Source organism: Lactobacillus sp. C449L, assembly GCF_059900815.1.
Genome location: NZ_JBWXGA010000001.1, coordinates 307,230 through 320,486 on the forward strand (window position 1 = coordinate 307,230; position 13,257 = coordinate 320,486).

General features: G+C 36.4%; 16 protein-coding genes and 1 riboswitch. Of the genes, 2 read left to right on the top strand and 14 right to left on the bottom strand.

What is annotated here, in order from left to right:
• Positions 1–9: 9 nt before the first annotated feature.
• Positions 10–240, bottom strand: coding sequence for a YozE family protein (locus AC2JF9_RS01445; protein WP_500724915.1), 231 nt, complete (start codon positions 238–240; stop codon positions 10–12).
• 2 nt (positions 241–242) lie between these two features.
• Positions 243–1,103, bottom strand: coding sequence for a DegV family protein (locus AC2JF9_RS01450; protein ID WP_500724916.1), 861 nt, complete (start codon positions 1,101–1,103; stop codon positions 243–245).
• 121 nt (positions 1,104–1,224) lie between these two features.
• Here AC2JF9_RS01450 and trhA point away from each other — a divergent pair, with 121 nt between their 5' ends.
• Positions 1,225–1,890, top strand: a complete 666-nt coding sequence (gene trhA / locus AC2JF9_RS01455; RefSeq protein WP_500724918.1) for a PAQR family membrane homeostasis protein TrhA — start codon at positions 1,225–1,227, stop codon at positions 1,888–1,890.
• Positions 1,891–1,892: 2 nt separating this feature from the next.
• Here trhA and AC2JF9_RS01460 read toward each other — a convergent pair whose 3' ends face one another.
• Positions 1,893–3,092: a CCA tRNA nucleotidyltransferase gene (locus AC2JF9_RS01460; RefSeq protein WP_500724920.1), complete on the bottom strand. Its 1,200-nt coding sequence runs from the start codon at positions 3,090–3,092 to the stop codon at positions 1,893–1,895.
• Between the two features lie 90 nt (positions 3,093–3,182).
• Here AC2JF9_RS01460 and AC2JF9_RS01465 point away from each other — a divergent pair, with 90 nt between their 5' ends.
• Complete coding sequence (locus AC2JF9_RS01465) at positions 3,183–4,079, top strand: YitT family protein (RefSeq protein WP_500724922.1); 897 nt, start codon at positions 3,183–3,185, stop codon at positions 4,077–4,079.
• Between the two features lie 33 nt (positions 4,080–4,112).
• On the opposite strand, the gene AC2JF9_RS01470 is transcribed toward AC2JF9_RS01465, so the two are convergent.
• The 11 genes from AC2JF9_RS01470 to AC2JF9_RS01520 form a co-directional block, all read right to left on the bottom strand.
• Positions 4,113–5,378, bottom strand: a complete 1,266-nt coding sequence (locus AC2JF9_RS01470; protein WP_500724923.1) for a tetratricopeptide repeat protein — start codon at positions 5,376–5,378, stop codon at positions 4,113–4,115.
• Between the two features lie 121 nt (positions 5,379–5,499).
• Positions 5,500–5,775: a non-specific DNA-binding protein Hbs gene (gene hbs / locus AC2JF9_RS01475; RefSeq protein ID WP_500724924.1), complete on the bottom strand. Its 276-nt coding sequence runs from the start codon at positions 5,773–5,775 to the stop codon at positions 5,500–5,502.
• A gap of 181 nt (positions 5,776–5,956) precedes the next feature.
• Positions 5,957–7,267 carry a ribosome biogenesis GTPase Der gene (gene der / locus AC2JF9_RS01480; RefSeq protein WP_500724925.1) on the bottom strand — a complete coding sequence of 437 codons (1,311 nt, stop codon included), beginning with the start codon at positions 7,265–7,267 and terminating at the stop codon, positions 5,957–5,959.
• Positions 7,268–7,330: 63 nt separating this feature from the next.
• A complete protein-coding gene (gene rpsA, locus AC2JF9_RS01485; protein WP_500724926.1) occupies positions 7,331–8,539 on the bottom strand; it encodes a 30S ribosomal protein S1 in 1,209 nt (402 codons plus the stop codon).
• Positions 8,540–8,599: 60 nt separating this feature from the next.
• Positions 8,600–9,286, bottom strand: coding sequence for a (d)CMP kinase (cmk, locus tag AC2JF9_RS01490; RefSeq protein WP_500725382.1), 687 nt, complete (start codon positions 9,284–9,286; stop codon positions 8,600–8,602).
• Positions 9,287–9,330: 44 nt separating this feature from the next.
• On the bottom strand, positions 9,331–9,807 hold the full coding sequence (locus AC2JF9_RS01495; protein WP_500724927.1) for a LysM peptidoglycan-binding domain-containing protein: 477 nt from the start codon (positions 9,805–9,807) through the stop codon (positions 9,331–9,333).
• A 122-nt stretch (positions 9,808–9,929) separates the two neighbouring features.
• The gene (locus tag AC2JF9_RS01500) at positions 9,930–10,613 is read right to left on the bottom strand and encodes an ECF transporter S component (protein ID WP_500724929.1); all 684 of its coding nucleotides are present in this window, start codon (positions 10,611–10,613) and stop codon (positions 9,930–9,932) included.
• An 88-nt stretch (positions 10,614–10,701) separates the two neighbouring features.
• Positions 10,702–10,816: riboswitch (FMN riboswitch) on the bottom strand.
• A gap of 28 nt (positions 10,817–10,844) precedes the next feature.
• Positions 10,845–11,564: a pseudouridine synthase gene (locus AC2JF9_RS01505; protein WP_500724930.1), complete on the bottom strand. Its 720-nt coding sequence runs from the start codon at positions 11,562–11,564 to the stop codon at positions 10,845–10,847.
• A complete protein-coding gene (gene scpB, locus AC2JF9_RS01510; RefSeq protein ID WP_500724931.1) occupies positions 11,564–12,169 on the bottom strand; it encodes an SMC-Scp complex subunit ScpB in 606 nt (201 codons plus the stop codon). Before scpB ends, AC2JF9_RS01505 begins: the two co-directional genes overlap by 1 nt.
• A complete protein-coding gene (locus tag AC2JF9_RS01515) occupies positions 12,159–12,899 on the bottom strand; it encodes a segregation and condensation protein A (RefSeq protein WP_500725383.1) in 741 nt (246 codons plus the stop codon). Before AC2JF9_RS01515 ends, scpB begins: the two co-directional genes overlap by 11 nt.
• The gene (locus tag AC2JF9_RS01520) at positions 12,889–13,251 is read right to left on the bottom strand and encodes a reductase (RefSeq protein WP_500724932.1); all 363 of its coding nucleotides are present in this window, start codon (positions 13,249–13,251) and stop codon (positions 12,889–12,891) included. Before AC2JF9_RS01520 ends, AC2JF9_RS01515 begins: the two co-directional genes overlap by 11 nt.
• Between the last annotated feature and the right edge of the window lie 6 nt (positions 13,252–13,257).

Below are 13,257 nucleotides of genomic sequence, written 5' to 3' on the forward strand. Positions count from 1 at the left end.
GGAGCCCTACTAATACATCATTTTGTCGCGGTACATTTGATAAGCCTGATCAAAAATACTCATACTCGGCAAATAGCCCGCATTTAACTCAAGATATTCCGATAGTTGTTCATAATTTTGCTCTTGCTTAGGAAAGGTTTGATCGTTTTGCGCATTATTTGCAAATTGTACAACCTCATCATTTGAGTCCGCATCCCGTAATGTCATTAAATAACGATAAAAGCTCTCTCGATATGCCATAACTACTCCGTATAATATAAGATCGCGTAGGCATCCATTCCAGCATGGGTAGCAATAGTTGGACTAGTCTCACGTACCAAAACATCAATTCTAGAATTAATATCTTTAATTTTCTGAGCAAAATCAAGTAATTTCTGAGGCACACCATCAAGTGAGACGTAAGAAATACCAACTTCTTTTATTTTTTCCTTGTTTGCCTCAATATCGTCCAAGACACGTTGGTCAAAAGCCATTGTAAACTTCTTGCCGCGCCCCTTTTTAGCGACTTTCAATTCACCATTTGGCATCTGCAGTTCGATTCTAATATTAAGCATATTGGCAATCTTACCAGATATTGGCCCCAAACGACCACCTTTGATGACATTTTCCAAATTAACAATCATCATGCGTAACCGTTGAGTTTTCTTAATATTCTCCAAATGATCAAGAATTTCAGAAACCGTCTTACCTGCTTCAACATCGCGGGCTGCAGCCAAAGCCTGCAGCCCTTCAGCACGATCAGTTAACTGCGAATCAACGACATGAACAAGGTTAGACTTACCTGTTAAATTGACCGCTTGCCTAGCGGCATCGACCGTGCCACTGAGCACTTTACCGAGGAAAATACCAATGACTTCACTGCCATCAGCAGTTAACTCGTTAATTGTATCAACGAGTCGTCCGATTGGTGGCTGACTTGTCTTAGGCAGTTCTTCCGATTCGCTCATCTTTTTAACGAACTCTTGCCTTGAGATTTCAACACCATCAAGGTATGTATGTCCACCAACTGTTACCGATAGTGGTACAACTGTAATATGATATTTTTCAATTTCTTCTGGTGTTAATTGCGCAGAAGAATCTGTCAAAATTTTAATTCCTGACAACCTACTCGCCCTCAATTCTGAATTGCTGCACATATTTTATGCTAAAATGTGTGCTGAATCAATTATAAGTTATTATAACAAAAAAACTAGTAAAAAAAGAAAGCGAATTGACTGTTTCATAATGAAATTCAAAGAATTTTGGCAGGAGCCTAAGAAAAGAACCAAAAATTATTATATTTTAGATAATACCCTCAGTGCTGCCACTCACGGAATTGGTTTCTGTTTTTCAGTAATTGGCTTAATCTTACTAATTATCAAGGCAAACTCGACTCACAGCCAGATAAGACAGATTACTTTTACTGTTTATGGCATTTGCTTATTGCTACTCTACCTTTTTTCAACTCTTTTTCACAGTCTAATTTTTACCAAAGCACGTAACATTTTTCAGATTTTTGACCATTCATCGATTTATCTTTTAATAGCTGGATCATATACTCCATTTTCCTTAGTGGCAATTGGAGGAAAATGGGGCTGGATTTTATTTGGCCTAATTTGGCTAGTAGCGATTTTTGGTATTGTCTACTATATTTTTAATCGTGGCAAGCATGTCATTTTAGACACAATCTTATACGTCGGAATGGGCTGGCTAGTAATTTTAGCAGGTCACTCTTTATATGTAAGACTAAGTCCAACTGGTTTTTGGTTACTAGTTGGGGGCGGAGTTGCTTACACGGTTGGTGCCCTTTTGTATACCATGAAAAATGTGCCTTTTATCCATGTAATTTGGCACCTTTTTGTAATATTGGGCTCGGCACTAATGTACTTTTCAGTATTATTTTACGTATAAGCTTAATTTTTTTCGGTTAGAAATACACTAATTGCTTCTACTGAATTTTCCAGTTTGCCAGAAACTACATTTTCTTTAATACTTGTTAGTATGTTGCCTAGTTCTGGTCCAGGATTAATACCAGCACTGATTAAAAAACGACCATCAACGGCCAGTTCAGATGGTTCTTTGATTGGTAAAGCAGTATAACGATCAACTAAAGCTTCAGAGTTGATTGGCTGACCCAATATATGAGCAACATCAATTGTACTTAATAAAATATCTTTACCCGCTTCAAATAATTCAAAATCAGTCGGTGAATGTTCAGAAATTAAATCGAATAAGTTAACAATTTTTTCAACTTTGGCTGACATTGCATTTGAATTTTTCCAATCACGCATAAAGTGCAATATTTGGTCATTAGGAACTTTTAGCAAAATAATGATGATTGCCCAAAAGCTAGATTCCATAGTCGGGCTAAATTTTAAACCCGGATAAATGGACAATAAGTCCTTTTTACCTGCAAAATTAGGAACACTCTCACTTAGTTCAGTGTTTAAAAAAATCTGGAATGCTTCTCTAGAATTTGGACCAACACCCATTTTGACAAATTCGTCTCTAATCCGTTCAACCGAAATTTTAGTTAGCAGGTTGTGCCAATCTTTAATTGCCAATTCAGTTTTGGTTTCAAGCTTAAATTTCAATTGGCTCATAAAACGGACTGCGCGCATCATTCGCAAAGCATCTTCATGAAATCGTTGCATTGGATCTCCAACAGCTTTTATAAGGTGTTCATGAAGGTCACTTAATCCATTAAAGAGATCTATAATTTCTCCCTGGGTATTCATTGCTAAGGCATTAATAGTAAAATCACGCCGTTTTAAATCTTCACTCAGATTTCTAACAAAAGTAACATGATCTGGACGACGAAAGTCTTGATAGGTAGATTCAGTTCTAAAAGTGGTTATTTCGTAACTTCCTCCATTATAAAGGACGGTTACCGTACCATGCTTTATTCCTGTATCAATTGTCTTGGGAAAAAGTTGCTTAACTTCTTCGGGATATGCGCTAGTTGCAATATCAATATCATGGATATGTCGTTCTAGCAGTAAATCACGAATTGAACCACCTACAAAATATGCCTCATAGCCAGCATTTATTAATGTTTCAAGTACCGGAATTGCTGATACAAAAATCGCCGGTAATTCTTTGGTTTTTTTCATTTGATAATCAACTCATTTGCTTAGTGTTTTTCTGCCAAAAATATGTTACGTTAAAGACTATAGATAATTTAGAAAGAAAGTAAATCACCTATGCAATTTATCCATAAACTAACTAAGAGAAACTATTATGAACTGTTCATGATAATGCTTGGATGCGCCATATATGGGTTAAGTCTAGATATGATTTCTGAGCCAAATCAATTAACTGATGGTGGCGTCAGCGGAATCACACTTTTACTCAAACATTTTTGGGGCATTAACATGGGACTGTCATCTCTTATACTAAATATTCCCTTGATAATCCTGGGTTACCGCTTTATGGGTAAACGTCTGTTAGCTTATACAATTTGGGGAACTCTATGGCTCTCCTTTTTCTTGTGGTTTTGGCGCTTAGAACCTATTATATATCAATTGAACTTAGAACACGACCTCTTCTTATCAGCGATTCTAGCTGGAACATTGTCTGGAGTAGGTTTAGGATTAGTTTTTAGGTACAACGGAACTTCAGGTGGAACTGACATTATTGCGCGCATTTGTCAGATACAGTTCGGCATGTCTTCGGGAAAGGTTTTGCTGTTTTGTGATGCAATTATATTATTTGCTTCTCTCTCGTATCTTGACCTTAAGCATATCATGTATACCTTAGTAGCATCCTTTATTCTTTCACGCGTTATGGATATGGTTCAGCAAGGAGCCTATTCGGCAAGAGGTTTGCTGATCATTTCCGATAAATATGAGCAAATTTCCAAAATGGTTGATATCAAACTTGATCGCGGCTTTACTCTTCTTGAAGCTCGCGGCGGATACAGTAACACACGCCGACCAGTAATATACTTGGTCGTTTCTCCACGTGAAATCCCGGCAGTTAAGCAACTAATTGCACAAGAAGATCCGTCGGCATTTGTTAGCGTACTTGAAGTTCACGAGGCTTTAGGCGAAGGGTTTTCTTATAAACAAAAGCGAAAGCACTTCATTATCCGTAAATAAAAAAACCGCACTAAATGCGGTTTTTTGCTAGCTTTAATGTTCATTACTTAAAATGTAATTGTACATTTCTTGCAGTTCTGTATCCTCCGGTTCCAGCTTCAAATACTTCTCAAGCAGTTCTTTCACGACATCAGTTGAATTCGGTTCAGTATTAAAGAAGCGAATCATTTGTTTCAGAAAATCAGCATTATTTTGAAATTCCGGATATGCTAATAAAAATTCACTTTTAGCTTTTTCACTGTGATCTAAATTTTGATAAGAGAGTGCCATATTCCAATGAGCTTGTGGTTCAAGCTCGTTGTCTTCAATTTTTTTAAACAACTGTAAGTTTTCTTCATCTTTGCCTTCACGCAACAATAAACTTGATAATTGCAAGCGTAAGTCAACGTTATCAGGGAGAAATTTCAACCCCTTTTTTAACAGCTTCTCGGCCGTATTATTGTCGTTTAACTTTACAGCTGCAGCCGCACCTTTTTCATATAAAACTGGATCCAGTTCATTATAGGCAATTCCGGCTTGAGCTGAACGTAAAACTTGTTGATTGTCATGTTTGTGTTCGTATGCAGTCGCAAGCAAACGGTAGGCATTGACATAGTCTGGACTCTGCTCAATTACTTCCTCCAAATATTTAATTGCCTGGTCGTCCTTGCCAACACTTAACATTACTAAAGCAGCTTGATACTTACTGTCAATGTCTAAAATATCACCACCATGCTGCTCAATTACTTCACTTGCTTGCTCGTACCTGCCTAATTTTGCCAGTGTTTGAAATAGACGATCATTTAGGCTAACCTCACTAAAACTCTTTTGACGTTTCAGCAAATCTTGATATAAATCAAGAGCTTGCTCGTAATGGCCACTCAAATAGTCCAGTTCGGCCAAACCGAACTTAATGGCATCTTCCTCTGGAGCGATTTTTGACGCCTTAAGCAGCTTGATATAAGCCGTCTCGAGCAACCCGGTTGTTTGATAGTAATCCGCTTGCACTAAAAGGCTATCTATATACGAAGGTGAGTTCTCAGATATACTATAAAGTAGTGACAAGCCGTCATCATCTTTGCCATCATTTAAAAGAATTTCAGCTAAGTAAATTTTAAATAAGTCCTCGTTAGGAAATCGAGCAATCAGACTACGATAAACTTCTTTTGCCATATCAGTAAAGCCTAAACCCGTTAAATTTTCCGCTAAAGAAGCTAGAATTTCAGGATCATCATTATCTAACGCATTCTTTAACAAGGACTTTTCTTGAGAAAAATCCTGGCGTTCAATCGAATCAAGCAATTGTTCCGAATAACTCATCTTCATCCTCCATTTACGCTGATTAAAACATCAATTTATAAAAAAGTTGCTTTAAAAATATTACCAAATAAAAAAGATGATGACCACTAAGTCACCATCTTTTTAAGATAAAACCATTGAGCTATTTAACAGCTTCTTTAAGAGCTTTACCTGGTCTAAATGCAGGAACAACACTAGCTGGAATTTCAATTTCATCACCAGTTTGAGGGTTGCGGCCTTTACGAGCTGCACGTTGACGAACTTCAAAAGTACCAAAACCAATTAATTGAACCTTTTCACCTTTAGAAAGATCCTCTTGGATTGAACTGAAAATTGCATCAACAGCTGTAGCTGCATCTTTTTTAGTTAACTTAGTCTTTGAAGCAACTTCACTAACTAATTCTGCTTTATTTGCCATTGGATTTCACCTCCCGAATATTGAATCTCATAAAAGACTCATTACTTATTCCTCAAAAGAGAAACAAGAAACAATGATCAAGACTAATCATTCTTTCCTTGTTTCAAAATAGCACAAAACCCTTAGTACAACAAGCAATTTAGTTAAAAAATGTTAATTTTTTGTTTTTGGTAGATACAACTTATTTTCTCTTTCGGGCTATTACCTTTATCGGAGTACCTGAAAAATCAAAATTATCTCGAAGTTGATTTATTAAAAATCGTTCATAAGAAAAGTGCATCAATTCCGGGTCATTAACAAACACTACAAAAGTAGGCGGATTAATCGCAACCTGCGTAATATAGTATACACGCAGTCGCTTTCCCTTAACAATTGGTGTTGGAACTAGTTTACTTGCTTCAAGCAGTAAATCGTTTAAGACGCTTGATTTAATACGCTGACTCTGGTTTTGATTAACTTGCTTTACTACTTTGGGAATTTGGTTGAGATTTTGCCCAGTTTTAGCAGAAACGAACAGAATTGGTGCATAATCCAAGTATTGAAATTCTTCCCTAATCACCTGCTCAAATTCTTTACCACTATTACTATTTTTGGTAGGCAAATCCCACTTATTAACCAAAATAATAACTCCACGACCGGCTTCATGAGCGTAACCAGCAACATGCTTGTCTTGTTCTCGAATACCAGTGCTTGCATCTAAAACTAAACAAACAATATTAGAATGCTCAATTGCACTCATTGCACGCATTACAGAATATTTTTCAGTTTTTTCATATACTTTCCCACGACGCCTGATTCCTGCAGTATCTACTATCCGAAATTTAGTTCCATCTTCACTTACAAATGGAGTATCGACTGCATCACGAGTCGTACCTTCTTCATTATTTACAATTACTCTTTTTTCACCAAGTAAGCGATTGACAATCGAAGATTTTCCAACATTGGGACGCCCAATTACACTAAAGGAAATTTGATCATCAGGTGCATTGTGCAAATCTTTTGGTAATTCACTGACAATACGATCAAGCAAGTCACCAATTCCAGTACCGTGAACACTGGAAATCGGTACTGGATCCCCAAAGCCTAAACTGTAAAAGTCATAGATATCCATTCTTTGTTCAGGATTATCAGCTTTATTAACTGCCAAAATTACTGGCTTTTTAGTATGGTAAAGCATTTGAGAAATCCGCTCATCCAAATCAGTCAAGTGATTAGTAACACTAGTTAGAATAACGATAACATCTGCCTCATCAATTGCTATTTCCGCCTGAGCTCTAATTTCATCTTCAATGCGGCCGTTTTCCCAAGTAATTCCCCCAGTATCAATTAAATCAAACTTCTGCCCCATCCACTCAGCTTGCGCATAATTACGATCACGGGTAACGCCAGGCTTATCTTCAACAATTGCCAAGCGTTCATTAATAATCCGGTTGAAAAGCGTTGATTTACCGACATTTGGTTGACCGACAATTGCAACTATTGGTAAAACCATATTTTCAGCCTCCTTAATAAAATAAAAAAACCGACTTAATAAAGTCGGCTCTTTTAATTACAATTAACGACGATCTTTCAATTGGTCACCAATAATGTCACCTAAAGCAAAGCCACTGTCATCATTGCTCATATACTTCTTATTAACAGAGTTCTTGTTGTATGAACTGTGTGAATGAGATTCTTCGTTTTCCTCAGAACCTTTCGAATCTGCAGCTTTCATTGAAAGTGAGATGCGACGTTCATTTGGATCAATATTTAAAACCTTAACTTTAACTGTTTGGCCAACCTCTAAAACATCGCTAGGCTTGTCAACATGTTTAAATGAGATTTCAGAAACGTGAACTAAACCTTGAATACCATCTGCAACTTCAACAAAAGCGCCAAAGTTAGTTAGTGATTTAACTTCACCTTCAAAAATGTCACCTTCATGCAATTCAGAAGTAGCTTGTTCAAATGGGGAAGGTTCAGTTTGCTTAATTGAAAGGGAGATGCGATGTCTATCATCATCAATACCGATTACTTTGACTTTAACATCTTGACCAGCCTTTAATACATCGCTAGGCTTATCAACGTGCTTGTATGAAATTTCAGAGATGTGAACTAAACCGTCAACACCACCAACATCAATAAAGGCACCAAAGTTAGTCAAACGAGATACTTTACCTTCTAAAACATCACCAACAACTAATTGTGATGCTACTTTATCAAAGGCTTCTTCACGTTCTTCTTCAATTAAATCCTTATGAGAAAGAATCAAACGATTCTTGCTTGGATCAATTTCTGTAATCTTAAGTTTCATTGTCTTACCAATGTATGGTTTAAGATCAGAAACATAACGATTAGAAATTAGGGATGCTGGCAAGAATCCTCTTGTACCAACATCAACTAATAAACCACCACGTACTGAGGAAGTGACAGTACCTTCGATTGTATTACCTGCTTCAAAGTCTTTTTGCAATTCGTCATAAGCTTCTCTTTCCTTAAGACGAGTTACTGAGAAGAAGAACTCACCATTCTCCTTATCACCACCAGCTTTTCTCAAAACCAAAGCTTTAAACTTGTCTCCAGGCTTTACTGCTTCACGAAGGTCAACATTACGATCTGAAGTGAATTCTCGACGTGGAACTACACCTTCAACACCGGCATTTTCAACACCAACATCGATTTGACCTTCTTCTACGTCTAAGACTTCAACATCTACGATATCTCCGACCTCAACTCCTTGCATTTGCTTTAATGCATCTAAAAATTGATTACTGTTTTCTGACATTATTTACCTCCCAATATCATAACCTAATTTTAAATGAAAGTTAGATATTTTTCTACTGTTTTAGCACCTTTTTTGTATATTTTTTTGATATTTTTGGATTTCAGCTAAAATTGTATCAACTACCTGATCAATACTCATTAAGGTTGTATCAATTTCAACTGCATCCGTAGCCTTTTTTAAAGGTGAAACTTTACGATGCGAGTCTTTATAATCTCGCTCGGCAATACTCTTTTCAATTTCTTCAAGAGTTTGACTGCTTTTAATTCCACGCTGTTTTAAGTCAAGCATTCTTCTTTGCGCACGAGAGTGAGCCGACGCAACTAGAAAAATTTTCACTTCAGCATTGGGCAAAACCGTAGTACCAATATCACGTCCATCCATTACTACATTATCTCTTGCTGCCATTTCACGTTGCAGACTGACCATTTTTTGACGAACAGCTGGCAAAGCAGAAACCTGTGATACGTTTGCTGAAATTTCAGGAGTTCTAATCTCCTGAGTGATGTCTGTATTTCCGGCAAAAACATACTGTTCCTTGTTAACCCATTTGAATTTAATCTGATTATTGTTTAAAACAGCCAGTATCTTTGATTCATCGCCATAATCAACCTTATGTGCTCGTGCAAGAACTGTACATGCGCGATACATTGCACCTGTATCAATATATGTAAAGCCTAATTTTTCAGCAATAATTTTTGCTACTGTACTTTTTCCAGCTGAAGCTGGTCCATCAATTGCTATCTGCATTCCAATAAAAAAGGGACCCAAAGTCCCTGCCCTTTCTGAAAAGACTATTTTACTTTAATTGTTTGTCCCGCATAAACTTGGCCATTTGAGTCAAGATTATTAAGTTGTATTAAGTCATCAACCGTTGTATTAAATTGCGCCGCAATACTAGTTAAAGAGTCGCCGGTTTGAACAACATACTCACCAGATGAATCTTCACTTGCTTTTAATTGCGACTTAGCTTGTGATTTTGACTGAGACTTAGCCACTGGCTTTTTCTCAATCTTTTTGTTCACTTTTTTTGTAGAATTTTTAGCTTTACGCTGCTTTTGTTTTTTCGACGATTTTCGCAATTCAACCACCTGATCAGCTTTTTTGTCTGCTGAAGCTAAGTGATGAACAATCGGTACTAGAGCTACTAATATAATAACTAAACAAGCAACAATTGTTGCCCAGCCCTTTGAACTGGCCTTGTGAGTTGCTGCTCTGGATTCACGAGGACGCTCGTAGTGCTTATATCGTCCTTCCTGGTTCTGACTCATCTAAAAACCCCTTTTACATAACTTGATTAATTTTAGCATATTTAATAGTTAATTGAACAAAATAATCTAGAAAAAAAGACTTTTCTAGATTATTTTTTGAATATTTAGTTTTAAAATCACTATTAGTTTTTTAAATTAAAGTACTTACGTACAAAGGGTTTTAAGTTTCGTAAAACTGCTTCAAATAATAAGTAAACTACTACACCATTAATGGCACCTTTTAACAAGTTAAACGGAACAATTATCCCGAAAATATATGCGCTCATTGAAGGAATATGAAGTAATTGGCCAAGGTAGACCTTTTCAGTAAAGCCTAGCAACCCGGTATAACCATGAATTGCTGGTAAATTTGGCACTGTAGAAACGGCATAAATTGGTGTCAAAATTAGTGCATTCAGTGTTGCTAAAACCACGGTCATTGCCACAATTCCAATCAAAATACCAAAAATAGGTCTTAAATGTCTTTTTGAAGCATTTTTTTCATCAGCTGAAATGCCTTTAGTGACGTAGTAAAAGGGCAATGAAAATGACATCGACGCCAGCAATGCTGCAAGTTGTCCAATCACGCTTGGCAACGCAAAGCCCTTATAAATCAAGTCAATAATCATTCTAATAAATGCAATAAATATACCTGGGCCAGCACCAAACAAGAATGTTCCAATAGCAATAATTACATCAGAAAAATCAAATTTCAAAAAACTAGCTACTGGGAGAGGAAAAGCAATTTCCATTAGAATAAATGAAATCGTTCCGATCAGAGCATAGGCAATAATATTAGCTAAATTACTTGAATTTTTTCTCTTCAAAGTACTTACCTCCAAAAAATAGGTCTGTCGCTTCTAGCAACAGACCTATTAAAAGTGAGTATTATATTACCCTATTTGCTTTTAGTTAGTCTGTCTTCTTTCATCTAGACTTTAACTATCGGTATCATGAATGATTCCACCACTTGCGTGGGTCGTGGACTTTAACCACCGGTCGGGATTTTCACCCTGCCATGAAGACAACAAACTTATATATTTAATTACAAGTACATACTAGTCTACATGCTTTAATCTGTCAACTTCAGCATGAGTTAATTCACGGTACTTACCGGAGATAAGAGAATCAAGTGTTAAAAATGAATAACGTTCACGCGACAGCTTTTTAACTTGATGACCAACCGCTTTGAACATTCGCTTAACTTGGTGGTAATGTCCTTCATGAATGGTTAACTGAACAATTTGAGTATTTTTCTTTCTGTCAGTACGGATAATTTTAATTTTAGCAGGAGAACTTTTATGGTGTTCAATTTCAACTCCCTTAGATAAATGTCTTATTTCTTCAGGTAAAAGTTGTCCTTCAATTTTAGCAACATAAACTTTAGCAACTTTATTACGAGGATGCATCATTAGGTTTGCCAGTTCACCATCATTAGTCATTAATAACAAGCCAGAAGTATCATAATCAAGGCGTCCAATTGGATAAAGGCGATAAGGTAAATCCTTAAAGTAATCTACAACCGTTTTTCGCCCCTTTTCATCACTTACCGTTGAAACAACACCACGTGGCTTATAGAAAATATATGTATGCAGGCTTTCTCGTTCAATTGGCTCTCCGTCTACTGTAATATTACTAAAAGTATCGACTTTAGTACCCAGTTTCGTAACTGTTTCTCCATCAACTGTAACCCTGCCCTCTATGATTAGCTTTTCAGCCTTACGCCTTGAAGCAATTCCCGCTTCGGCAATCACCTTTTGTAAACGTTGTAGAACCATTACTTATCTCCTTTTTGAGCTTTTGAGATACTCTTATCCGCTTGTCCTTTAGTTGAAAACAAATCAATTTCACCTTCAGAATTGACATCGTCTTCAAAGTCTTCGATAAGTGGTAAATCTGCCAAGCTATGATACCCGAAGTACTGCAAAAAGTAGTCACTAGTTACATATAAATTGGGATGACCTGGCGCTTCTTTTTTGCCATCAGTCTTGACTAAGCCCCGCCAAATTAATGTTTGCAAAGCTCCTGATGAGTTAACTCCGCGGATATTGTCTATTTCAATTCTAGTAATCGGCTGCTTATAAGCAATTATTGATAAAATTTCTAAGGCAGACTGACTGAGAGTTTTTGTAATATCTTTTTGAAAGAAACTAGCAACAACTGAGCTAACCTCTGGTCTGGTAGTCAATTTATAAGTATGATTGATGTGCAATAATTGCAGTCCGGAATCAGTATTTTGCTTTAATTTGTCAGTCAAATCCTTAGCTAACTCGCGCAAAGCCGATTTCCCAACCTGCAGCAACTCGCACAAGTTTTCACTTGGAATTCCGTTGTCACCAGCTACGTACAATAAAGCCTCCAACTCAGCTACTTTACTTGCCATTTTTATCAATTCTTTCTAATTCTAGGTCACCAAAAGTACGGGCTTGTTGTACTTTAATTTCTTGTTTCTTGCATAGTTCCAATAGTGCCAAAAACAAGCCGATTACATCAGATAAACTATTCATTTTATCACTGCAAGAAAAAAAACTAACTTTTTGTTTTTTAGCAAGTTCTTCATGCAAAAAAGCAATCATATCATTAATTGGTGTTTCATTTACGTCAACTGAAACTACATCTGGCTGACGAATTTTTAATCTTTGTAAAACCACGGCAAAGGTATTAGCCAATTCAGAAGAAGTAATTTGGCCCAAGGGAAGTGGTTGTACTTTTTTAGTTTCCGGTGTGCTTTCCTCTTTAGCAGCTGTAATGGGAATTTCTTCATTACGCTGTTTAAAATACTCTGATACTTTTTTAAAAATCGAATATTGAACTAGCTGTTGAACCAATTCTTCCCTAGGGTCTTCTTCTAATTCATCATTTTCAGCAAAATCATTTTGCGGTAAAAGTGATTGTGACTTTATTCTTAAGAGCATTGATGACATGACAAAATATTCGCCTGCAATCTTCAGATTTAACCGCTGCATTTCGTGAAGATAAGACAAATACTGACTAGTAATTTGAGCAATAGGAATATCATAGATATCAATCTTTTGTGATTTTATTAAATGAAGAAGTAAATCAAGTGGCCCTTCAAAATTGGGTAATTCTAATGTTAAATTGTTACTCATGATTCTTATTTTGCGCTAAATACTTAATCAAATTAATGTACTCCGGTACTGCAGTTATTTTCTTCTGAGGATTGTTTGCGGCTAATTCACGTACAATCTGCGCTTCGTATTTTTCTCCACGATAATCAGGAGCAAGCGAAAGATAACGAATGACAATAAACTGATTGTTCCACTGCGTTCCAACTACTCCAACAAAGTTAGGATTTTTGGCACGATATAAGTATAACTGAAATTCATCACTATTTTTATTGAGTTGGATTTCATCTTTTAAATTATCCAAATTTTTAAAATCTGGAAGATACGATAATAGTCCCATTGCTACTTTCTCTTTGTCGTTCTTACATTCAACTAGCATTTAATC